The organism is Bacteroides sp. AM44-19, assembly GCF_003603395.1.
In the GTDB taxonomy this organism is placed as follows: Bacteria; Bacteroidota; Bacteroidia; order Bacteroidales; family Bacteroidaceae; genus Bacteroides; species Bacteroides uniformis.
The window spans coordinates 1-22,054 of record NZ_QTNB01000021.1; the positions used below are offsets into that span (position 1 = coordinate 1).

Annotated in this window: 19 protein-coding genes and 1 tRNA gene; 12 read left to right on the forward strand and 8 right to left on the reverse strand. The window is 43.8% G+C overall.

The window, feature by feature from the left end; genetic code table 11:
- Window positions 1-363 precede the first annotated feature (363 nt).
- From DW947_RS19050 to DW947_RS19080, 7 genes are all read left to right on the forward strand, one after another.
- Window positions 364-810, forward strand: a complete 447-nt coding sequence (locus tag DW947_RS19050; RefSeq protein ID WP_117963532.1) for a hypothetical protein — start codon at window positions 364-366, stop codon at window positions 808-810.
- A 199-nt stretch (window positions 811-1,009) separates the two neighbouring features.
- Window positions 1,010-1,822: a MotA/TolQ/ExbB proton channel family protein gene (locus DW947_RS19055; protein WP_005828650.1), complete on the forward strand. Its 813-nt coding sequence runs from the start codon at window positions 1,010-1,012 to the stop codon at window positions 1,820-1,822.
- A gap of 93 nt (window positions 1,823-1,915) precedes the next feature.
- Entirely contained in the window at window positions 1,916-2,521 is a 606-nt protein-coding gene (locus DW947_RS19060) for an ExbD/TolR family protein (RefSeq protein WP_005828648.1), read from the forward strand.
- Window positions 2,522-2,560: 39 nt separating this feature from the next.
- Window positions 2,561-3,211 carry an ExbD/TolR family protein gene (locus DW947_RS19065; protein ID WP_008665926.1) on the forward strand — a complete coding sequence of 217 codons (651 nt, stop codon included), beginning with the start codon at window positions 2,561-2,563 and terminating at the stop codon, window positions 3,209-3,211.
- 28 nt (window positions 3,212-3,239) lie between these two features.
- Complete coding sequence (locus DW947_RS19070) at window positions 3,240-4,055, forward strand: energy transducer TonB (RefSeq protein WP_005828639.1); 816 nt, start codon at window positions 3,240-3,242, stop codon at window positions 4,053-4,055.
- Between the two features lie 11 nt (window positions 4,056-4,066).
- Window positions 4,067-5,017: a PstS family phosphate ABC transporter substrate-binding protein gene (locus DW947_RS19075; RefSeq protein WP_005828635.1), complete on the forward strand. Its 951-nt coding sequence runs from the start codon at window positions 4,067-4,069 to the stop codon at window positions 5,015-5,017.
- A gap of 5 nt (window positions 5,018-5,022) precedes the next feature.
- The gene (locus tag DW947_RS19080) at window positions 5,023-6,468 is read left to right on the forward strand and encodes a tetratricopeptide repeat protein (RefSeq protein ID WP_009037282.1); all 1,446 of its coding nucleotides are present in this window, start codon (window positions 5,023-5,025) and stop codon (window positions 6,466-6,468) included.
- A 47-nt stretch (window positions 6,469-6,515) separates the two neighbouring features.
- Here the strand turns inward: DW947_RS19080 and DW947_RS19085 are convergent, their stop codons facing one another.
- A complete protein-coding gene (locus DW947_RS19085; protein ID WP_008665930.1) occupies window positions 6,516-7,439 on the reverse strand; it encodes a helix-turn-helix domain-containing protein in 924 nt (307 codons plus the stop codon).
- A gap of 246 nt (window positions 7,440-7,685) precedes the next feature.
- Between DW947_RS19085 and DW947_RS19090 the strand changes: the two genes are divergently transcribed.
- From DW947_RS19090 to DW947_RS19110, 5 genes are read left to right on the forward strand one after another with little or no spacing between them, the layout of a single operon-like run.
- Window positions 7,686-8,537 carry an ATP-binding cassette domain-containing protein gene (locus tag DW947_RS19090; protein WP_005828621.1) on the forward strand — a complete coding sequence of 284 codons (852 nt, stop codon included), beginning with the start codon at window positions 7,686-7,688 and terminating at the stop codon, window positions 8,535-8,537.
- The gene (locus DW947_RS19095) at window positions 8,537-9,367 is read left to right on the forward strand and encodes a hypothetical protein (protein WP_035450294.1); all 831 of its coding nucleotides are present in this window, start codon (window positions 8,537-8,539) and stop codon (window positions 9,365-9,367) included. The genes DW947_RS19090 and DW947_RS19095 overlap by 1 nt, the downstream gene beginning before the upstream one ends.
- A gap of 2 nt (window positions 9,368-9,369) precedes the next feature.
- Entirely contained in the window at window positions 9,370-9,738 is a 369-nt protein-coding gene (locus tag DW947_RS19100; RefSeq protein ID WP_005828614.1) for a GntR family transcriptional regulator, read from the forward strand.
- A gap of 12 nt (window positions 9,739-9,750) precedes the next feature.
- Complete coding sequence (locus DW947_RS19105; protein ID WP_035450293.1) at window positions 9,751-10,584, forward strand: hypothetical protein; 834 nt, start codon at window positions 9,751-9,753, stop codon at window positions 10,582-10,584.
- A 52-nt stretch (window positions 10,585-10,636) separates the two neighbouring features.
- Complete coding sequence (locus DW947_RS19110; RefSeq protein ID WP_008665936.1) at window positions 10,637-11,947, forward strand: anaerobic C4-dicarboxylate transporter family protein; 1,311 nt, start codon at window positions 10,637-10,639, stop codon at window positions 11,945-11,947.
- 643 nt (window positions 11,948-12,590) lie between these two features.
- Here DW947_RS19110 and DW947_RS19115 read toward each other — a convergent pair.
- From DW947_RS19115 to DW947_RS19145, 7 genes are all read right to left on the reverse strand, one after another.
- A tRNA-Met gene (locus DW947_RS19115) sits at window positions 12,591-12,663 on the reverse strand.
- 188 nt (window positions 12,664-12,851) lie between these two features.
- Window positions 12,852-14,015 carry an IS4 family transposase gene (locus tag DW947_RS19120; RefSeq protein WP_117963534.1) on the reverse strand — a complete coding sequence of 388 codons (1,164 nt, stop codon included), beginning with the start codon at window positions 14,013-14,015 and terminating at the stop codon, window positions 12,852-12,854.
- A 371-nt stretch (window positions 14,016-14,386) separates the two neighbouring features.
- The gene (locus DW947_RS19125; RefSeq protein WP_035458100.1) at window positions 14,387-15,202 is read right to left on the reverse strand and encodes an alpha/beta hydrolase; all 816 of its coding nucleotides are present in this window, start codon (window positions 15,200-15,202) and stop codon (window positions 14,387-14,389) included.
- A 39-nt stretch (window positions 15,203-15,241) separates the two neighbouring features.
- Window positions 15,242-15,919 (reverse strand): GDSL-type esterase/lipase family protein, encoded by a 678-nt coding sequence (locus DW947_RS19130; RefSeq protein ID WP_117878701.1) that lies wholly within the window; start codon window positions 15,917-15,919, stop codon window positions 15,242-15,244.
- Window positions 15,920-15,987: 68 nt separating this feature from the next.
- Entirely contained in the window at window positions 15,988-16,773 is a 786-nt protein-coding gene (locus DW947_RS19135; protein WP_005834898.1) for an SGNH/GDSL hydrolase family protein, read from the reverse strand.
- Window positions 16,774-16,785: 12 nt separating this feature from the next.
- Entirely contained in the window at window positions 16,786-18,456 is a 1,671-nt protein-coding gene (locus tag DW947_RS19140) for a RagB/SusD family nutrient uptake outer membrane protein (protein WP_016274244.1), read from the reverse strand.
- Between the two features lie 16 nt (window positions 18,457-18,472).
- On the reverse strand, window positions 18,473-21,757 hold the full coding sequence (locus DW947_RS19145) for a SusC/RagA family TonB-linked outer membrane protein (protein WP_227212851.1): 3,285 nt from the start codon (window positions 21,755-21,757) through the stop codon (window positions 18,473-18,475).
- Window positions 21,758-22,054 lie beyond the last annotated feature (297 nt).

Consider the following 22,054-nt stretch of genomic DNA (forward strand, 5'->3'; position numbering starts at 1 on the left):
CAGAAGAAGCCTCCGTGTCTGATAAGGATACGGAGGCTTTGTTCGTTTTATATACCTCTCCTCTAACATTCCGTTTCTACCGCTAATCACTATACCTTATTATATATAATTATTCATCATATATTCATCAGATTAATTCCCGAATTAAGGTGCTAAATGAATGATTAAAAACGTTTAAATCAGTATTTTATATCCTATTTCCACTTTCGTATTTCATATATTCTTCGTACCTTTACAGTGTATTAAAAGGTATAGTAAATCCTTTAATCAGTGAACAATTTAATCTTTTTACAAAAGAAAGTAACATAGCTGTAAAACAAATAAGAGAGACATCTGTTATTTATTGTAGAATCATTAGACGACATGAAAACAACTGTAAAGACATTCTGGATATGCATGCTAGTGATGTTGACTTGCAGCATTAGCGGTAAAGCCATTGACCTGGTGCAGGTGGATGACAGAATGGCCGGAACTGCTGAAGTTTCCGCTTCTTTATCTTCATGTTCTTCTACTTCCGACAATAGTATTGACAAGAAGAATTCATTGTTCACGAATACCAAGTTCGCATGGACTACGGATGTCGAACTGGGAAACAAACCGGTTTCCGAAACTTACTCTTCTCATCAACAGCGTTTGCGCAGGGTGATTGAAGACAATCTTTTCCTCAGAAACATTCTTTTGATGTTATCCAACCACGAGAATCTACTCGTGCAAGGCCGCTCTAAATTATACTACTCAGATAAAGACCCGTACTATGCATTGACGGGCAGTGATTACTATATTTATACGCTTCGGCGGATTTTGATTTAGCCAACTTTTCTTCTTATTGATTTCCCCCTTTTTCTCCTTATTGTCTTGAAGAGACTGAAGGCAGGTGACCTTTAGTGTACATATATGTTAGTTAAGGTTGCAAGGATGATTACGCCCTATCGGTTCGTAAGCGGGAAGTCGTATCCCTATGCTTTATTTTCAAAACTCTATTTAAATACCAACAATTAAACTTTTCATCATGGAAACTACTCAAAAAAAAGCAGCCTCTTTTAAAGGCATCAGATCCGCCGGTTGGGTAATCGTAATCTGTTTTATCATCGCCGTGCTTATTTTTCACTTTGTGTTGGGAAATCCCTCCAACTTTATGAACAACGACCCGAACAACCATCCGTTGCCGGGTAACTTCCTCGGTACCATCTATAAAGGTGGATTCATTGTTCCTGTAATTCAAACGCTTTTGCTGACTGTCATCGCACTGAGTATTGAACGTTATATTGCCATTGGCGCTGCCTTTGGTAAGGGGTCATTGGTGAAATTCGTAGCTAACATCAAAGCAGCCTTGGCTGAAGGTGATATGAAGAAGGCACAACAAATCTGCGATTCACAACGTGGTTCTGTAGCCAATGTGGTAAATGCCACTTTGAAGAAGTATGCCGAGATGGAGAATGACACAGAGCTGTCCAAAGACCAGAAACTGCTTGCCATCCAGAAGGAATTGGAAGAAGCCACTGCGCTGGAACTGCCGATGATGGAGCAGAATCTTCCTATTATTGGTACCATCACGACTTTAGGTACATTGATGGGATTGCTTGGTACGGTTATCGGTATGATCCGTTCATTTGCCGCTCTTGCAGCCGGAGGTTCAGCCGACTCCATGGCTCTGTCGCAAGGTATTTCCGAGGCTTTGATTAATACTGCCTTCGGTATCTTGACCGGTGCATTGGCCGTTATCTCCTACAACTATTATACAAACAAGATTGACAAGTTGACTTACAGCCTCGATGAGGTTGGTTTCTCCATCGTGCAGACTTTTGCAGCTACCCATAAATAGTTGACTGCTGATAGTTGGAGCTGCGCTGTGACGTAGGCTTCTATTATCTATTCAACGAATGAATTCTCAATTTTAATTTTCAATGAAACGATTATGGGCAGAGCGAAAATAAAAAAGAAAAGTACGTTCATCGATATGACGGCGATGAGTGACGTAACTGTACTGCTGCTGACCTTCTTCATGCTGACTTCTACGTTCGTGAAGAAAGAGCCGGTACAAGTAACGACTCCCGCCTCTGTATCCGAGATTAAGATTCCGGAGACAAATGTACTCCAGATATTGGTCGATCCGAGCGGAAAAGTATTTATGAGTCTGGACAAGCAGTCCGACTTGCGCGAAGTGCTGGAAGCTATGGGGCAGGAGTATGGAGTGACTTTCACTCCGGAGGAAACTAAAAAATTCATGCTGGCGTCTACCTTTGGTGTGCCGATGAAGAGTATGAAGAAATACCTCGACTTGCCGCAAGACCAGCAAGATGCTGTATTGAAGAATGAGGGGATACCGACAGACAGTATTGACAATCAGTTCAAGGCCTGGGTGCGCAACGCCCGTGCAGTGAACAGTGATTTGCGCATTGCCATCAAGGCAGATGCCAATACTCCTTATTCCGTAATAAAAAATGTGATGAACTCACTTCAGGACCTCAGAGAGAACCGGTACAACCTGATTACTTCTCTGAAGACCACAAGTGAGGAGTGACAAGCTACGAGTTACAAGTAGAACAAGAAAGGAAACATTATGGCTGAAATACAAGAAAGCGGCAACAAGAAAGGTGGAAAAAGCAAGCAGAAGAAAATGACTGTCAGGGTGGACTTTACACCTATGGTGGACATGAACATGTTGCTGATTACCTTCTTTATGCTTTGTACCTCACTGAGCAAACCTCAGACCATGGAGATAAGCATGCCGAGCAATGACAAGACCATCACCGAGGAGCAGCAGACCAAAGTCAAGGCTTCCCAAGCCATCACGCTGTTGCTGGGGGATGACAACAAGTTGTATTATTACGAAGGGGAGCCCAACTACAAGGACTATACTTCACTGAAGGAAACTACCTATCAGGCGGATGGTCTGCGGGCAATGCTTCTGCAACGTAATAGAGTTGCTGTGAACGAGGTGAACAGACTGAAGCAGCAGAAACTGGATCTTAAGATATCAGAGGATGACTACCGGAAACAGCTTTCCGGGATAAAAAGCGGAAAGGATACGCCGACAGTCATCATCAAGGCTACCGACAAGTCTTCGTACAAGAATCTGATTGATGCTCTCGATGAAATGCAGATATGTAATATAGGTAAGTATGTGATAACGGATATTGCCGAAGCCGACGAGTTTTTGATGAAGAACTACGAAAGCAAGGGCGAATTGTCCCAGAACATTGCTGAATGATGTGTAACACCCAAAGAAAGGAAAGAATATGGCTAAAGTAGATTTAAGCTCCCAAGCATGGTGTGACCTCGTGTTCAGTGGTAAGAACAAAGCATATGGAGCCTATAAGATGCGTGAGACCTCTCCCAGACGGCACAACATTGCCGTGATACTGGTAATTGTAATTGCATTGATAGGTTTCAGTATCCCTACGCTGATAAAGATGGCTACCCCCAAACAGAAAGAGGTGATGACCGAAGTGACTACCCTTTCGCAGCTGGAAGAACCGGAAGTGAAGCAGGAAGAGATGAAGCGGATAGAGCCCGTGGCCCCACCGCCGCCTGCATTGAAAAGCTCCATTAAGTTTACCGCTCCCGTCATCAAAAAGGATGAGGAAGTGAGGGACGAGGATGAAATAAAAAGCCAGACAGAACTGACGGAAACGAAAGTTGCCATCTCCATTGCCGACGTGAAAGGTAATGACGAGGAACACGGCAAGGACATCGCCGACTTGAAACAAGTGGTGACGCAGGCCGAACCGGAACCTGAAAAGGTTTTCGATATGGTAGAGCAGATGCCCCAGTTCCCCGGTGGTCAGGCCGAGATGATGCAGTTCATCAGCAAGAATATGAAGTATCCGACCATTGCCCAGGAAAACGGTACGCAAGGGCGTGTAACCTGCCAGTTTGTGGTAGGTGCCGACGGCAAGGTGCGTGATGTGAAAGTGCTGAGAGGTGTAGACCCCTATCTGGATAAAGAAGCTGTCCGTGTGATTATGTCCATGCCCAAATGGATTCCCGGCAAGCAGAATGGTAAGGCCGTATCGGTGAAATATACGATACCGGTGATGTTTAGATTACAATAAGTGTGTGTGTTATGAAAACGGTGAAACAACTTCAGCTTTCAGGCTTGCTGGTGCTGCTGACTCTGCTGTCTGCCTGCCAAAGCAAGCCCAAGGACGGACAAACGGATACGTATACCTCCGGTGTGATTGCAATTGCTGCGGACGAAAGTTTCCAGCCTATTGTGCAGGAAGAAATTGACGTGTTCGAAGGACTGTTCCCCTTGGCAGGAATTGTGCCCCGTTATGTGACGGAAGTCGATGCCGTCAACCTCTTGCTCAAGGACAGTCTGCGGTTGGCAATAACCAGTCGCAGACTGACTCCCGAAGAGATGAATTCCTTCAATAGCCGGAAGTTTTTTCCGCAGGAGATAAAGATTGCTACGGATGGGCTGGCATTGATAACCCATCTTGGCAATCCAGATTCATTGATTAGTGTGAAGGACATCCGCCGCATCCTGACGGGTGATGCGAAGCAGTGGAAAGATATCTATCCGGCTTCCCGTCTGGGGGATATCAGTCTTGTGTTTGACAACAAGAACTCCAGTACCGTACGTTTTGCTGTCGATTCCATCTGTAAGGGTGTACCGCTTTCCAGTCAGTTGAAAGCGTTGAAAACCAATAGGGAGGTGATTGACTACGTGGCCCGCACGCCTGATGCCATCGGTATTATCGGCGTGAACTGGCTGAGCGACCGGAATGACAGTACGGGGCTCTCTTTCAGTAAAGAGGTGCGGCTGATGTCCGTCAGTGCTGCTGACAAGGCCATGCCGGACAACAGTTACAAACCCTATCAGGCGTATTTGTATTACGGTGATTATCCGTTGGCACGCAGCATCTATGCCTTGTTGAATGATCCGCGGAGCGCACTTCCGTGGGGATTTGCCTCTTTCCTCGCTTCCGACCGGGGACAGCGGATTATATTGAAGTCGGGATTGGTCCCCGCCACCCAACCGGTGCGCGTGGTGAACGTCAAGGATGAATAACTAAAATGAATGCTAACATGAAACGTAGATTTGTATTTTGTTTGGGAGCGATGCTGTTTGCAGGTACGCTCGCCGCACAAACGCCGGTGCCCGAATGGCAGGCGGGGGTGGATAAAGTAAAAAGTCTGATAAAGACGAATCCGGAGCAGGCTTCCGACGCAGCCGGAGAACTGCTGAAGGGCAAGAACAAGAAAAATGTGGAGCTTGTGACTTCCGTGGCCCGTGCCTATCTGGATGTAGGACAGCTGAAAGAGGCGGAAACCTATCTGGAGATGGCAAGAAAGGCCGACAACAAGGCTCCGGCAGTTTCTGTACTCGAGGGTGACATCGCTTTTGCCCGAAAAGATATCGGAAAGGCATGCCAGCTTTATGAGCAAGCCATCTATTTTGATTCGAATTATAAGGATGCGTATCTGAAATATGCGCAGGCATACAAGTCTGCCAGTCCTTCGCAGGCCATAGAGAAGCTGAACCAGCTGAAGGCCATAGCTCCGGATTGCCTGGAAGCAGACAAGGAGCTGGCGGAAGTGTATTACGCCACCAACCGTTTTGGCAAGGCTGCCGACACCTATGCCAAGTTCATCGATACTCCCGTGGCTACGGAAGATGACATCCTGAAATATGCTTTTGCACTATTCCTGAACCACGACTTCGAGAAATCCTTGGCGGTGGCGCAGAAAGGTTTGCAGAAGAATGCCCGCCATGCCGCATTCAACCGGCTTGTGATGTACAACAATGTCGACCTCAAGCGTTATGACGAGGCAGAGAAGGCTGCCGATGCTTTCTTCAATGCTTCGGATAATGCCGATTATTCATGCTTGGATTACCGCTATCACGGTGCTCTGTTGAGTGCTCTGAAGAAATATGACCAGGCCATTGAGGAATATGGTAAGGCATTGGAGAAGGATGAGAGTCAGGTGGATTTGTGGCGTGAGATTGCCGATGCTTATGAATTGAAAAACGACTATACCCAAGCCATTGCTGCTTATAAAAAGTACTATGACTCGCTGGCACAAGATAAAAAGACGTCCGAAAACTTATTCCAGTTAGGGCGTCTGTACTACGGAGAGGGTACGTCCTCGGACACTCTCTCCGTTCAGTCTGCCGACCGCATGGCGGCATTGCAGGCTGCCGACTCTGTGTTCGCACTTGTTGCCGAACAAGCTCCCGACAGTTATTTGGGAGATATGTGGCGCGCCCGCACACACTCTGCCATGGACCCCGAAACTACAGAGGGATTGGCGAAACCTTATTACGAGAAGGTGGTGGACGTACTGCTTGCCAAAAACGAACCGAGGTACAACTCTGCATTGATAGAGTGTTACAGTTATCTGGGCTACTACTATCTGTTGAAGAGTGACTATGCTACTTCGAAAGAGTACTGGAATAAAATTCTGGCTATCGACCCCACCAATGCCACAGCAAACAAGGCATTGGACGGCATCAAATAGCAATAATTTTAGTTGTTTGTCGTGTCGGGAGGAGTGGAGAGTGATTCTTAGCTCCTCCTTTTTTGTTGCAGGGTCCCCCTTGGAGGCAGTGATTGCTTGCGGTAGTCCGTGGGTGAAGTGCCTAAGTGTGTCTTCACATACTTCCCGAAAAAGGAGATGTTGGGGAAATCCTGATGCTCGGAAATCTCCTTGATAGACTTATTGGAATACTTCAGAAAATATTTGATGTCTTCGACCACATAATCGTTTATCCACTCGAAGGCTGTCTTTCCGCTGACCTTTTTGCAGACGGTGGAAAGATATTTGGGAGTAACACACAGCTTACCCGCATAATAGGAAATAGAACGTTTTTTCACCTCGGTGCAGGCCAGCAGGTCGAGGAATCTCTTGAATAGAATGTTGCTCCGCTTCACCATTTGGCTTTCGGGAGGGGTGCTCAACTGGTTTAAATCTGCCAGCAGCTCATACAGCATGGTGCGTATCAGCGACCTGATGACTTCTTTGTAGTAGGGCTGCTCCGCTTGTTTCATTCGGGCACGTATCACCTTATAGTATAAATCGAACAGTTGCACTCTGTCCTTGTCAATGCGTACTACCGGATTCTGGCTGATATAGAAAGCCTTGTTCCATATGTCACTACTTTTATGAAGGTACTTCTGTGTAATCTGGGTCGACAGACAGAACATGGCGCCCTTGAAGTCGGAACTGGTTGTGCAATTGCTCAGAATCATATTGGGCATACAAATCAGCATCTCACCGGGGTAGATAGCATATTTTTGGGTATTGATGTTTATCTGCAGTCTTCCTTTTACACAGACCACATAGATGTTTGCATTCAACTTGAAATACTTGTTGAAAAGCAAGTTCTTGAAATCTCCAAGTATAGCAATATCGTTGTCGGTATAGTCCGTACTTGTATATTCTGCTATATTGTATGTGTTAAGTTGGTAAATCTTTTCTTCGTTTTTCATATTCATGTCTTTAGCTCCTTTGCAAATGTAAAGCAAGTGGCAGGAAATATAGAGTCCTAAATGGATACAGAAGTGTCCTAATCTTCTTGCGTGTGAGGCTAATTTCGAACCAAAGAATAGAATTGTTCCTTTTTCTGAGCATTTTTTTTCTTGAAACGCTTGTCGTATTGAAAAGAATGTCTACTTTTGCGGTGTACTATTATACTAATACACATAAACAATAAGATATTTAATTCATCCAAGCGTATGTTACAAGTAGAAAACATTTCATTTAGTTATCGCAAGGGGCGGAAAGAAGTCCTGAGCGATTTTTCACTTTCGCTGGAAGCCGGCCGGGTTTACGGTCTGTTGGGTAAGAACGGAGCCGGCAAGTCTACGTTGCTCTATCTGATGAGCGGTTTGTTGGCTCCCAAACGTGGGAGAGTGATGTATCATGATACCGACATGCGCCGCCGGTTGCCCGTCACGTTGCAGGACATGTTTCTGGTACCCGAGGAGTTCGAGCTGCCTCCTATTTCCTTGGTCAGCTATATTGAACTGAACAGTAAGTTCTATCCCCGTTTCAGCAAGGAAGACATGGTGAAGTACCTACATTTCTTCGAGATGGATATGGATGCTGATTTGGGAGCCTTGTCCATGGGGCAGAAAAAGAAAATCTTCATGAGTTTTGCGCTGGCCACCAATACTTCCCTGCTGCTGATGGATGAGCCTACCAATGGACTGGATATTCCGGGAAAGAGCCAGTTCCGCAAATTTCTGGCTTCGGGTATGTCGGACGACAAGACGATTGTCATTTCCACCCATCAGGTGCGTGACATTGACAAAGTACTGGACCATGTGCTGATTATGGACAACAGCCGCGTATTGCTGGACGAATCCACTGCCAGCATTTGCAGTAAGCTGTTCTTCTTGGAGAGTGACGACCGGGAGTTGGCTGCGACTGCCTTGTACACGCTTCCCTCCGTACAAGGCAATTTCTTGATGCTGCCCAATACGGAAGGTGAGGAATCGGAGATTAATCTTGAACTGCTGTTTGGCGCCGTACTTGCAGAGCCTGGGAAGATAGCGGAAATGTTTCACACTAAAACAAATGAATAATGATACGCGATACCTTTTTTAGTTTGCATCGCTTTGTGAACGTATGCCGCAAAGAGATGGTGGAGAATTGGAAGACCTATATACTCCGCTCGGTGATGGTCTACGGAATGTTGGCCATAGTCTTTGTCTGGAATGGATACTATCAGTATCACAATCTGGAAGCGGGAGCTGTGGGCATGGACCCTATCTGGGAGTTTGAGTCCAGATTCTTTCTTTGGGGACTTGTCATTTGGGGATGCATTAGCGCCTCGTTTACCATGGAAAGGATGAAAAGCAAGACGAGTCGTACCGTTGTGCTCATGACACCTGCCACCATGTTCGAGAAATTCTTTGCCCGCTGGCTGGTGGCTACCTGCGGCTTTATCTTGGTCTTTCTGATAGCTTTCAAGCTGGCGGACTTGACAAGAGTCGTCTTCTATCTTCTGGCCTACCCGGAGCTGCATGTCGTTCACTCCTTTCCGTTGTGGGAATTCTGCTGTAACACGAACTGTTTCTATGAGACGATAGGAAGCGGACCGGCTGTGGTGGGGATATTCCTGAGCTGCTACTTTTTCCTACAGTCTTTCTTCCTGCTGGGTAGTACGGTCTGGCCCAAAAATGCACTTATCAAGACTTTTGCGGCCGGTGTCTGCATCTTCGTTTCATATATCCTGATAGCTGTATTGTGCCTGAAGGCCATTCTGCCTAATAACTTCTTCATGACTGAGCCCTATATTGACAGAGAGGCATCGGGCGGCTGGCTGATTTTTATAACTTCGTTTTTCGCCCTTTTCAACTGGGTGCTTGCCTATTTCCGTTTCAAGGAGTCCGAAATCATTAATCGTTGGTAACTATGAACTTTAAGGAAAGTAAAGCCATCTACCTGCAAATAGCAGACCGCATTTGCGACGAGGTACTTCTCGGGCAATATCAGGAGGAAGAACGTATTCCTTCGGTACGGGAATATGCGGCTGTGGTAGAGGTCAACGCCAATACGGTGATGCGTTCGTACGACTACTTGCAGACGCAAGGAGTGATTTACAACAAGCGGGGTATCGGCTATTTTGTGTCGGTAGGTGCACGTAAGCTGATTCTTTCGTTGAGGAAAGAGTATTTTCTGAAGGAGGAAGTGGATTATTTCTTCAAGCAGATTTTCACGCTGGGCATCTCTGCCGAGGAGTTGTCCGGGATGTATCAGGAGTTTATCAAGAAACAAAAATAAAAGAAGACAGTTATGAAACGAACGACTTATATAATGATAGGAATGCTGGTTACCGGTGTGGCAATGGTATGCGGACTCATGTTCTATGTGGTGGACCGCAATGTCACTCAGAAAGATAATTTTATGGAAATCGGCGGAGAACGGAAAACGGTGCAGCTGCCCTCGTGCAGGGTGTTGAAGCTGACACAGCCTCCGGTGGTGTGGAAACAGAAAAAAGAAGGTATTGTGGAGGCAGAGCGTATGTTCTCGTTCGGGGAAGTGCCGTTGGAGGTAACTGCCGGAGACTCTTTGCAGCAGGGCAGTTTCTCCTATGCAGGGGATATGGAGGCTTTTATGTCGATGACTTCCGTTGGCGATACCCTGCTCGTCACCTTTGACTTTCCGGAGGATAAGCTGGAACAGCATCTTCAGAATGACATTTGGATAAGGGTTCGTTCAGAAGGGATGGAATTGCGGTTGCCTGCGGAGGTACAAGCGGTTGTGGTAGATGTGGAAGATATGGAAGCCAATTTCTACGGACTCCGTTGCGATACGCTCTCTTTCCGCACGCGATACCTTGCCCGGCTGGAAGATTGCCATGTCACTGCGCTTGCGGCGCAGGCGCAGAGCTTGCATCTCAACAGCGGCACAGTGCGCAACCTTTATCTGAATCTGGACGAGATAGCCGACTGGGATGTCAATACCGGTTCCTTCCATATCGATACGGAGCATCTGTCCGGCAGTCGCTATCATCGTTGTCTTTTGCAGAAGAATGAATGCCGCCGGGTGTTCTGGACACCGTTAAAGGATGATGCCTCTTTGAGTGTGGAGTTAAAACAAGCAGTTAAAATAGAAGTAGGTGAGTAGCCATAATACGAAATGACTTATCTTTGCACATGAATCAAAAAGTGTAGAGTATATGGCCTTGCAATTGGCATTCGTATTGGTAGCTATCATTATAGGCGCCCGCTTGGGCGGCATTGGACTGGGTGTAATGGGAGGGATAGGTCTGGCAATTCTGACGTTTGGTTTCGGATTGCAGCCTACATCACCTCCCATTGACGTTATGTTGATGATAGCCGCCGTCATTTCTGCCGCATCCTGCATGCAGGCGGCTGGCGGACTGGATTATATGGTAAAGCTGGCAGAACGGTTGTTGCGGAAGAATCCTTCGCAGGTCACCATCTTGAGCCCTATTGTGACCTATTTGTTTACTTTTGTTGCCGGCACGGGACATGTGGCATATTCGGTGCTTCCCGTGATTGCCGAGGTTGCCACGGAGACCAAGATTCGTCCCGAGAGGCCACTGGGCATTGCGGTGATTGCTTCGCAGCAGGCTATTACGGCAAGTCCCATTTCGGCTGCCACCGTCGCACTGCTTGGGTTGCTGGCGGGATTTGATGTCACCTTGTTCGATATTCTGAAAATAACGATTCCTGCTACCATTATCGGGGTACTTGTGGGCGCCTTGTTCTCCATGAAGGTGGGCAAGGAGCTGGCAGACGACCCGGAGTACAGAAAGAGGTTGACCGAAGGCTATCTTGATGTCAAGAAGGTGGAGATAAAGGATATACACAATAAACGGCATGCCGTCTTGTCCGTGCTTATCTTTATCCTTGCCACTGTTTTTATCGTGTTCTTTGGTTCGTTCGACAGTTTGCGTCCTGCCTTCGTGATAGACGGCGAGACGGTGAGACTCGGCATGTCCGCCATTATCGAAATCGTGATGCTCTCTGCCGCCGCCCTCATCTTGCTGCTGACTCGCACCGACGGCATGAAGGCAACGCAAGGTTCCGTCTTCCCGGCAGGCATGCAGGCGGTGATTGCCATATTCGGCATTGCCTGGATGGGAGATACTTTTCTTCAGGGAAACATGCTTCAGTTGACCCAGTCCATCGAGGGAGTGGTGAGGCAAATGCCGTGGCTGTTCGGGATAGCCTTGTTTGCCATGTCGATTCTGCTTTATAGCCAGGCCGCCACTGTGCGCGCACTGATGCCTTTGGGCATCGCTTTGGGCATTTCGCCTATGATACTGGTTGCTCTGTTCCCGGCCGTAAACGGTTACTTCTTTATTCCCAACTATCCCACCGTAGTAGCGGCCATTAATTTCGACCGTACCGGAACTACCCGTATCGGCAAGTATGTGCTGAATCACTCGTTCATGCTTCCCGGACTTGTTTCGACTGGCGTTGCCATCGGGCTGGGGTTGCTTTTCATCAGGATATTCTAAGGGAAACCGCTGCTTTCAATCCGTTGTATATAGGGCTTTGTTTACTTGTGTATAGGGGAGTGTTCCCTTTTACTCATTGCCTTATCAGCGCCTAATGGTCGTGCGGCGATCTGCTGACGGCTGTTAAGCGGGTTGTTGATGGCCGTTAGGCGATTGCATCATGGCCGTTGCATACTGTTGATTCCTTATGTCCGACGTAATAAATACCTTCATTCTCTGAATAAAGCACAGAGGAAAACAGTATTGAAGTCTTGGCTTTGTGTGGCTGTACGCATTTGTTCTGATTGCATTTGAAGGGGGAGGAGATGGAATTAATACCGTGTTTGCAGGATATTGATTTCGTGCAGGTACGATATAAATAAGATGTGATACAAGAAATTAATAACTTGTGTTACTTCATGTTAGCTTCTTGTGTGTCAGTATTTCTGTTTGTGAAACGGTGTGGAAGCAAATTTTGCTTCCACACTTTTGAGTTGCTTCCACCGCATCTGTAATGCCGATGAATAAAGGGATGTGGAGAGGAGGTGGAAGTGTGGAAGCAATTTGCACAAACATTATTTGCGCAAACATTTTTTTCTGTCCTTGATGGGAATTAAAAAAATGAGGATAAAACGGTTTATAAAACCTTTTATCCTCATTGTAGTTGCGGAGATCCGACTCGAACGAATGACCTTTGGGTTATGAGCCCAACGAGCTACCAACTGCTCCACTCCGCGATGTTATCGTTTTGTGGGTGCAAAGGTACGGCTTTTTATTTAATATGCAAATAAAATGCATGATATTTTTTAGTATAACTCTGATGAAATATTTAAAATATTGATAATGAGTGTGTTTTCTCCTTTTTTTTTGACTGTTTATTAATTCCTATCATTAGTGTCCCGTTAAAATGGGACGAGTTAAACAATTAATCAAAAAGCCCCGGAATCAGGGGATCATTTAGATCTTTGACATCATTGAAATTAGTCTTATCGAACAGGTCACGCAAGTGGGTTTTGTCAGTCAATGATATGCTGAGAATTTGCAAAACTTCATAGGTTAAACGTTTCAACTTCATATCATGTTGGACAATAGCCACAAGACAGTACGTGATAATAGCCACACTGATTTGTATGCGAACAGCATTCTCTGTTGTGCCCCAGAATTTCTTTATCTTGAGATGCTGCTTGAGCCATTTGAAGAATAGCTCGATTAACCATCTTTTCTTATAAAGATTGGCGACATCCAGTGCAGAAAGTTGTTTTGCATTCGTCAAGAAAGTGAACTCACGGTCATCCTCTTCGTCGTAATATCGGACGAGTCTGAATGACTCAGGATATTTTTTCTCGGAGAGATATCCGGTCAGTTTCACTTCCGCATCTGTCATTATATTCTTTGGCATTCTTCGCTTCCATTTGACTGTCTTATACTTTAAGTTCGTCTTGGCTCTGACAACAAAGAAAGAGCCTGTAAGATGTATCCTATAGAGTTCTTTAAAGGAGTCATAAGCCCTGTCGAATATATAATAAGCATTTGGTTCATAATGGATTGAAGACATTGCTGTGGAATCGTGCTTTGATGCAGTGGTTACAGTATAGAAGGCAGGAACTTGTGCTTCAATGTCGTATAAGACATGAGCTTTCACCCCTCCTTTCTTGCTTCGGAACTTTGCCCATGGGAATGTTGCAAGACACAACGGAATCGTTGTTGAATCAAACGCATATTTCTTTCCGGAAATGTCAAGGATGTTGGTCGTCCGCTTCTCGCAGGCTTCCTTCATCATATAGAATGCAAAGTCCTCGAAGATTCTGTAATCACGGTTCTGGTTGGCTGTCGCAAGAGTTGTCTTGGCTATCGGTTCACGGCCTAAACCAAGATGATATTGCTTGGCTCTATGCGCCTCGAAAGCAACGAGTAAGTCTCGCAGGCTCTCACGGTTACTCAGTTGTCCAAACATCATCGCGAGCATCTGATTCCAGCAAGTGAAATGTTTCACATATCTGTTGCCATCATACTTGCGAACATAGTTGTTGAACTGAGTCCTGTTCAGAAAAGCGGTTAATTGAGAGAATACGTATTTGTCTTGGAACATAGCAGCCATTTGTATTAGACTGCAAAGTTGCAAAATCAAGTCCGTTTCATTTCAAAAAACCATGTAATTGACTATATTTCAATAATTTCAAAGAACTTTTTATCCACTTTTACGGGACAGTAGTGAATTCCTATTTCTTATTAATAATGGCTCAAGCTTATCTGCTATCATGCGATAGGCTTCCGGAGTGATATGTAATCGGTCTTTTAGATAGAGTTCTTCTCTAAGTTTGCCATTAGTTCCATACATCATAGAAGTAATATCAAGAAGAGTGACGTTGGAACTGTTAAAAGAGAAAAATCATTTCATATTCTTCATGTTGTTAAATTGTGTAACCTATGGTAAAAATCTTTCTGTTGATTTGTATTATATCACTGTTTTGCGGGAGTATTTAATATCCGTTTTATCTGTTGGTGTAATATATAGAAAGCAGGTTCACCCATAGGACCATGCCCATGCCCGCCGATTTCATAAAGATAAGTGTCTTCATGCCCGACAAGTTTCATCATCCGCCACATGTAAGCGTTTTCCTCATAACGTCCAAAAAGCTCTAACTCCCGATCACCGGTTATAAGTATCAAGGGGGGGGCATCTTTTCTGACATGAAATAATGGGGCGAATTCATCGATAGTAGGTTGTAGATTATCAATACCGTTCATTTTACGATAGGAAAAATGACTAATGACTTGGCCGCTAAAGGGAATCAGACCTGCAAGGGAATCTGCATCTATACTGTACTCTTTTAACCATTTTTTGTCTAATCCAATCATTGCAGTGAGGTAGCCGCCTGCCGAATGGCCGGAAACAAATATTTTCTTTTTGTTTCCTCCGTATTTTTCTACTTCTTTAAAAGTCCAGGCTATGGCTGCTGCCGCATCGCCTAAACATTCCGAGATTGTTACTTTGGGAAGTAAACGGTAGTTTACAGCTATCACTATCATGCCACTTTTCTTTAATTTGGTTGGAATGGACTTATTGCCACTAGTCAATCCTCCTCCATGAAACCATATTACAGTTGGGCAATCCTTTAGATTTTCAGGATAATAGATGTCTAACTTGCACCGTTCTTGAGCATATGCATCTTGCGATGTTGCATAGGTTAAATTTTCAATTGTCTTGTAGACGGTTTCCTGAGCGTTGGTAAAGGTGCATATGAGAACGCTCAAACATAAAAGTATTCTTTTCATTTTAATAAATAAAATATTGTATGTGATTATTAATCAGGGTTATTTGTTATTAATGAGATAAGGTTCTATTATTTTGGCAAATTCTTTATAAGCAAGTACGCTGGGATGAAGCCTGTCACTAATATAGAACTTTTCAGGTAAAGCTCCATTCTTGTCATATAGACGTGATGTTATATCAACGTAGGTAACTTGGTGGCTGTCTTTGAAGTAGTCTTGTATCAGTTTGTTCACCTCTCTTTCCTTTGGAATCCAGTCGGGCATAGAAGGGGATGGATGAAAAGAAAGGAGAATAACCGGAACGCCAGGAAGATGAATATCCAATAAACGGCAGAAGCACTTAATGTCTTCGAAAACACGTTCGATGGATACGCCATTATAAAGATCATTCGCACCGCATAACAACACTATCTGTGCCGGTTTGTAGGCTACTACCAGGCGTTGATAGTGGTATAAATAGTCGCTGATCCATGAACCGCCATATGCACGATTTAAAACCCTATGATTGGGGAAATAACTGCCGGTATTTTTCCACATGCCCAATGAGGAACTGCCGATAAAAAGAATGCTTCCTGGTTTAGGAAAATCTTTCTCGTCCATGCTGTAATAATTGTCCAGCTGTTCTTTATAGGCGTTTGCTCTGAAATACAAAGAATCTTGAGCGTTTGCTATGCTATACACAAACAGCAGAAAATAAATGATTGATATATTCTTTTTCATTCTCTTTAGCTTTTTGTAAATATTGGTAGCTCATCTAAGAATCTTCCAATGTTATTATTCTGTTCTTTTTAAAAGAAGTTGTTACGAATCTCTTTAGCAATGTAACGTCCTATCAATCGTTGCCCTTCTATATCCGGATGTACTCCATCCTTTAGATAGCGCCCACGGGTGTTGGAATTTTCGAAAAACTGACTAATACCGCTTTCGCCGTAACAATCAATAACCTGAACGGATAAAGCTTGACTGACTTGGCGCAACACTTCATTTCGTTTCCGATGCATTTCATTTTTTGCCTTGTCCCCGGTCTGTATAGGCAACCATACGAATACACGGCATTCCGGGAAGTTCTCAAGTATAGTTTGAATTGCCCATCTTGCCCCTCCTGCCATGGTCGTCACATTAACATCGTCCAGCGTTCTTGCTGATAATGCTTCTGCAACTCCATCAAGTTTTGTATCATTTGAGCCCATTGCAAAAACGAAAACATCGGGTGCGGGATAAACACCGTCCTTTACTTCTGAGATAAATTTCTGAATATGTACTTTGGATACATTATTATGTCTCATTTGCAATTCTTTCTTATCTTTTGTAGGCTTCCATCCATCTGAAATTCCGGCAAAGTTGTCACTGTTGTAATCTTGTGTATCAGGATGGCATGCAAAGGTAGACGAACCAACTGCAACATTATGGTGTGATGCAAATCCCAATAAATCGACTACGGTCTTTGACCATTGGTTGCCAGAGGTAGTGCTGCTGCCATCACAACCAAAGTTCAATTTGCTAAAATTTGTTGTTTGTGCTTGGACTATCAGGCATAGTCCCCATCCTAACATTAGAAATATAATTCTTTTCATGTTTTGTTTCTCTTAATAACCGTAATTATTAGCTCCTATTAATTTGTTCTCAGCAATTTCTGCAGTCGGAATTGCATATAGTAAGTTCTTTTTTGAGCGAATGGTAGAGCGGTTGGCTGAGCCGCAGACAATGAATTGTGTGTCGTTCATAACGTCTAAATATAGTCCCCACCGTAAAAGGTCAAATTTCCTATTGAATTCTTGGCAAAATTCCAAAGCACGTTCTTTCAGGACTAGACTTCTTGCCTCTATCTTATCGGTCACCTTATTTGTATATAAGGTTGTAGCTTTTGCCCGTTTTCTTATGACATCAATATCTTTCATTGCAGCTGTTATATCCCCCAATTCTACTTCTGCTTCAGCTCTGAGCAGGAATGCTTCTGCATAGCGAATTAAAATTACATCTTGTTCTGATTGTGACGCTTCTTTCTGTTTAAAGAAGGTTGGATTAGAGATATCACCTTTATACCATTTAGTCAGACATGGCACTCCGTATTTATATTCCGCGTTAAAATCAGGAACAAAAGCTTTTAGATTGTCCGGTAGACTCTCTGCATTATATTCGTCCGAGAGAGAGGGAAAAGAAACCCATTTTGTGGAGGTGTAGCTTGTTAGGAAGTAATGCCATACACCGTGCACAATACGGTCATCCTCTTTGTCAAATTGGGTATATAGATTAGGGGCCATATATATCCATGCGCCACTGCCACCGTAAGGAGCCGGAGTGTAATAGCTATGTAAACCTGATGTTTGAAAGTCTACGTCACTTACACTGGTTGCTCCCCATACAAATTCTTTGTTTTTCCTATTGTTACCACCCCAAAGGTTTAGATACCCTTCTACTAAATCAAAATCAACACCTCTTCGTGCAATGACCATGTCGCAAAGCTCTTTTGCACGTTGATAACACTGCTGGGCATCTATGTTTTCAGCTCCTTCAACTGCATTGCAGGTATATTTTTTATCCACTCCCTTGATATCTACAATTATTTCTGTATTTCCTTTGCAGGTTAATGCGCTGGAACCCATAGTGCAATATACGCGTGCCAGTAATAGTGCTGCAGCAGTTTTATCTGCATGCCCCCAAGCGCCGACATTGCCTTCTGATGTATAATACATGTATTCTAAGCAAGTTTCCAGGTCATTGACAATTGTGTTGTAGACTGCTTCTACGGAAGCTCTGGGACAATCTGTCTCTGCTTCCGAAGATAATCTCAATGGGACGGCACCATACATTCTTACCAGATGGAAATAAGCGAATGCCCGTAGAAAAAGCGTTTCACCATACAACTGCCTGACAGCGGATTCTGTCTGATAAGAATCTGTAGATTCCAGAGCTTCTTTAGCTTTGTTTGCCCGACTGATCATTCTATAAAAGACACTCCACAAATCATTGTTTGTATTATAGGCATAGTGTCCGGTGATATCGCCGCTACCTGCAGAACTGAGTACCCAAGCTGGAGCCCCACAATGATCGTTGTCGTAGTCCATCCAGGCCATATACGTCTGTTCCATACACCAGTTATCCCAAAAAGTCGCATAGATACCGGTTACTAGTTGTTCTGCTCCTTCTTCAGTCTGACCTAATTTCTCTGATGTGATAGAATAAGGGGTTTCTTCCAATGAACAGCTTGTTGCAAATGCTGCCATCGAGCATATCATTATCAATAGTATTTTCTTCATGATTCGTTTTTATTAATTAAAAAATAACATTAAGTCCCAAAGTAAAGCTTCTCTGCTGGGGATAGGCTCCAGAATCAATACCCCTTAAAGAAGGCGTGGAGCCAAAAGAATTAACCTCAGGGTCATATCCGCGGTATTTGGTGAAGGTCAACAAGTTATTGGCAACCACGTTGAACCGTACGCTATTTATGAACTGAAATGGTTTTCTAATTGTATATCCTATGGATAGAGTGCGTAATTTTAAATAAGAGCCGTCTTCTAGATATAATCTGGAAAAACGAATGTCACGTCCTGAATAATTGAATATCTTAGGGGCAATTCCGCTATTGGGATTTATGCTCCATGATTGTTCATATACGTAGTATGGAACGTTCTGGGTCTGTCCCAGGTTATAAAAACGTAATGAGTTCATATTGAATACGTCATTTCCTTCCACACCCTGAAAAAGAATGCTGAAATCGAAATTCTTCCAGGTCAGGTCCATATTGAATCCATAAAAATACTTGGGATTTGCATCTCCAATCCATGTTTGATCCTGGTCTGTGATAAAACCGTCTTCATCAAGATCTTTATATTTAAGTTCACCGATCCAGTCTCTACGAATTATTTCTTCTGTAGCCGCATCAGAACCGTTCACTGTGTAATCTGGATATTGGGTTTGGAATTGCTTACTATTAATGACTTCCTCGCGTGAGTTCCAGATACCGTCTGTGACAAAACCATAAAATGAACCGATAGAATGACCATCAGCAATAGCATACGGGCGCAAGCTGTTATAGATAGAGTTGGGGAACATCGGGTCTTTGCCAAAATCGCAAATCTCATTCTTGTTAAATGATATGTTGCCACCGAATGACAATGAAAAGTCTTTGTTTTGAATTGCTCTTACATTTAAGCTGGCTTCAAGTCCGCGATTGATAACAGAACCGCTATTGGAAAGTATCTGTAAGATGCCGGTGCTTGGGGGAACTTGCTTGTATTGCAACAGATCCGTGGTCTTTTTATAATAATAATCTACTTCCAATGATATCCGCTTTAATATATCCAATTCAATGCCTGCATCATGCTGCCAAGTAGTTTCCCATGTTAAATCCTTATTTCCTGGATTATATACATTCGTTGCATATCCATTTTCAACCGATGTGCCGAATGGATAATTGGCTGCAGCCATAATGGCAAAAGTTTGGTAAGAGCTGATGGCCTGGTTGCCGGAAGCTCCGTAGCTATAGCGAAGTTTTATATTATCAAAGATATGAGATACTCCTTTCATGAATTTCTCTTCTGACAGCCGATATGAGAAGCCGACAGAGGGGAAAAAGGCTGCGCGCTTGCCTTTGGCAAATTTACTGGAGACGTCATCACGTGCGGTAAAAGTCAGATAATATTTGCCTGCATAATTATAGGCAAGCCGTCCGATCAGTGAAAATAAACGTGAGTCCCCCTTGCCAGAGGTGGCTGATAACATCTCACTTGCATCTTGAAGCAGCCAACCATTGGTAGCATCCGTACCGAAGCCTTGTACTGTAACTACTTTGTTATAGTTGCTGGACGCTTCCCAGGAGGTTCCTGCGGTTGCGCTTACATTATGTTTACCCCAAGTTTGGTTGAACATTAACAAATTGTCGAACACCAATGATGACCGCCAATTATCTCCACCGTATGATTTTCCGTTCACATATTTACCTTCGGCCATAGTTCTCGGCCAGTATTTATTGGCATCATTATGAGTATAGTTATATCCAAGAACAGTTCTGAAAATCAAGCCTTTTGTTAGCGTTATATTTAAATAGTTGGAAGTCCTAAAAGATATGTTTCGATTCTCGTTCAACGCATCAGCGTATCGAGTAGGCACTGCTACCATGCTATATTCATTATCCAAATCGTCTTGGGTTTGTGTTGCTGGATAAGTCAATGCTGAGCGGATAATGCCTTCCGTTCCGTTATTTTGGTTGTTTGTAGCAGTCTTGACAATACTTGAATTTGCAAATGAACCCGATATGGATGTACCTACTTTCAGCCAATCTTTCACTTGTCTATTCAAGTTTAGCTTTATGGTATAGCGTGTATAGTCCGAACCTTCAACGATACCTTCTTGGTTCAGATATCCTCCACTTATAGCATAATCGTATCCTTTGGTCTGTCCTGCAATATTTAAGTTGAGGTCATGTGTCACTCCTGTACGGAAAATCTGATCTTGCCAATAGTACGGATCGTTACTGAAGTCGTCAGGTCCTTGCAAATAAGTGCCTTCTGCATTCTCAACTCCGGGGAAAGGCAGGTCGGTTTGTTCCCAAGGGAAATTGGAAACTTCTTGGGTGTTGATGTAAGATTGATTCCTGTATGTTGCATAATCACGTGCTCCAAGTACCTTTATCTTTTTCACAGGATTGCTAATTGTTGTTTTATATGAAAATGAAATTTGGTCTTTAACATCTAGTCCGGTACCGCTTTTGGTGGTAATCAGGACTACGCCGTTGGCACCGCGAGAACCGTAAATGGCTGTTGACGAGGCATCCTTCAAGATTTCAATAGATGCGATGTCGCTAGGATTAAGCGAGGACAAGGCATTATTGTAAGTGGGCGAGCTCGAGTCAAAATTGATTGTGTCATCATTGCTGTCTGCGATGGGTACTCCGTCGATTACATACAAAGGTTCAGTAGAACCTTGAAATGAATTTGTACCTCGAATCTGGATGCTGATTCCTCCACCGGGAGCTCCATCGTTTGAAACCACGTTCACACCGGTCAGGCGCCCTTGTAGCCCCTTTTCTAGACTTACTGGGGAACTTTTTAGTAAATCTCCACTTTTTACTTGTGCCACAGCCCCGGTAAGATCGCTTTTTTTTACATAGCCATAACCAACGACAACTACTTCATCCAGCGTTTTGCTATCTTCATGCAAAACAATTTTCATATTTACAGTTGCCTTTACTGTTTGTTGCAAGAATCCGATGTAAGATATCGTCAGTGGAGTTCCTATTGGACAATTCAGTATAAACTGACCGTTGATATCGGTAATTGTACCATTACTGGTGCCTTTCTGTAATATATTGGCTCCAATTATGGGTTCTCCATTCTGGTCAACCACTACTCCTGCTATTTTTTGTTTTTGTTGTACTGTTTCTACAGTATGGGAGGAAGTTGCCCACGACAAAGAAGGGCTTCCGCAGAATAAAAGAGTTATAAAAACTCCTGCCATGAATACATTCTTCATATTTCTCAGATAATTTATTAGATTTATAAAGTTATTAAAAGTAAAACGTTGTTGTTTTAAAGAGAGTAAAATCTCTTTTTGCTCCATATCCTATCCATTCTCCATAACTAAAATCAATTTAAAGGTTGACACTCCATTTTATTTTTCGTAGCTCAAAACACTGGCGGGTATTGTTACCAACCTTTATACCCGCCACATGTTTGAATCTAAGAAAAACAGCACGAATTACAAATCCGCCGTTCTGTGGACAAAAGTAAGGAAACAATAACCTGAAGTACTCCTAATTTGTTTCTCAGTCTGTCCGGTTCGTATTTTTACCCAAACGGGAAGCGTTTTTACCCAAATGGGAAGTAGTTGTACTGTATGTATTTAAAGCAATTTCCT

Coding starts and splice junctions, on each gene's coding strand:
- DW947_RS19080 (WP_009037282.1), top strand. CDS start 5,023: ATGAATGCTAACATGAAACGTAGATTTGTATTTTGTTTGGGAGCGATG.
- DW947_RS19135 (WP_005834898.1), bottom strand. CDS start 16,773: ATGAAAAGAATTATATTTCTAATGTTAGGATGGGGACTATGCCTGATA.
- DW947_RS19075 (WP_005828635.1), top strand. CDS start 4,067: ATGAAAACGGTGAAACAACTTCAGCTTTCAGGCTTGCTGGTGCTGCTG.
- DW947_RS19095 (WP_035450294.1), top strand. CDS start 8,537: ATGATACGCGATACCTTTTTTAGTTTGCATCGCTTTGTGAACGTATGC.
- DW947_RS19110 (WP_008665936.1), top strand. CDS start 10,637: ATGGCCTTGCAATTGGCATTCGTATTGGTAGCTATCATTATAGGCGCC.
- DW947_RS19140 (WP_016274244.1), bottom strand. CDS start 18,456: ATGAAGAAAATACTATTGATAATGATATGCTCGATGGCAGCATTTGCA.
- DW947_RS19070 (WP_005828639.1), top strand. CDS start 3,240: ATGGCTAAAGTAGATTTAAGCTCCCAAGCATGGTGTGACCTCGTGTTC.
- DW947_RS19120 (WP_117963534.1), bottom strand. CDS start 14,015: ATGTTCCAAGACAAATACGTATTCTCTCAATTAACCGCTTTTCTGAAC.
- DW947_RS19065 (WP_008665926.1), top strand. CDS start 2,561: ATGGCTGAAATACAAGAAAGCGGCAACAAGAAAGGTGGAAAAAGCAAG.
- DW947_RS19130 (WP_117878701.1), bottom strand. CDS start 15,919: ATGAAAAAGAATATATCAATCATTTATTTTCTGCTGTTTGTGTATAGC.
- DW947_RS19060 (WP_005828648.1), top strand. CDS start 1,916: ATGGGCAGAGCGAAAATAAAAAAGAAAAGTACGTTCATCGATATGACG.
- DW947_RS19090 (WP_005828621.1), top strand. CDS start 7,686: ATGTTACAAGTAGAAAACATTTCATTTAGTTATCGCAAGGGGCGGAAA.
- DW947_RS19100 (WP_005828614.1), top strand. CDS start 9,370: ATGAACTTTAAGGAAAGTAAAGCCATCTACCTGCAAATAGCAGACCGC.
- DW947_RS19085 (WP_008665930.1), bottom strand. CDS start 7,439: ATGAAAAACGAAGAAAAGATTTACCAACTTAACACATACAATATAGCA.
- DW947_RS19055 (WP_005828650.1), top strand. CDS start 1,010: ATGGAAACTACTCAAAAAAAAGCAGCCTCTTTTAAAGGCATCAGATCC.
- DW947_RS19125 (WP_035458100.1), bottom strand. CDS start 15,202: ATGAAAAGAATACTTTTATGTTTGAGCGTTCTCATATGCACCTTTACC.
- DW947_RS19145 (WP_227212851.1), bottom strand. CDS start 21,757: ATGGAGCAAAAAGAGATTTTACTCTCTTTAAAACAACAACGTTTTACT.
- DW947_RS19050 (WP_117963532.1), top strand. CDS start 364: ATGAAAACAACTGTAAAGACATTCTGGATATGCATGCTAGTGATGTTG.
- DW947_RS19105 (WP_035450293.1), top strand. CDS start 9,751: ATGAAACGAACGACTTATATAATGATAGGAATGCTGGTTACCGGTGTG.